Here is a 467-nt window from a genome sequence, read left to right on the forward strand (position 1 = left end):
AAGGGAAAGTTCTAAGCCCTTCACGCAAACGCGAAGCGGTCGATCATGTGGTGGAGACACTCGGCGCAACCGAGCGCCGGGCCTGCCGCGTGATCGGCCAGCATCGTTCCACCCAGCGCAAGCCGCGCGTGCCGCGTCAGGACGAGGATGTGCTGACAGCAGCCATCATCGCCCTGGCGGAACGGTTCGGCCGGTATGGTTACCGCCGGATCACGGCCCTGCTGAGACAGGATGGCTGGCATGTGAACGAGAAGCGGGTGTATCGCATCTGGCGGCGTGAAGGGCTGAAAGTGCCGATGAAACAACCGAAACGTGGCCGGTTATGGCTGAATGACGGCTCCTGCATCCGGCTGAGGCCGACGCACAAGGGCATGTGTGGTCGTATGACTTCGTCCAGGACCGCACGCATGACGGCAAGGTGTTCCGTATGCTGTGTGTCATAGATGAGTTCACTCGCGAATGTCTCG

General features: G+C 61.2%; 1 pseudogene. It reads left to right on the forward strand.

The annotated features are described in order from the left end of the window. Positions 1–467, forward strand: a pseudogene (locus HY29_RS17525) (IS3 family transposase); the annotation flags it as partial.

This window comes from Hyphomonas beringensis (assembly GCF_000682755.1).
GTDB classification, from domain to species: Bacteria; Pseudomonadota; Alphaproteobacteria; order Caulobacterales; family Hyphomonadaceae; genus Hyphomonas; species Hyphomonas beringensis.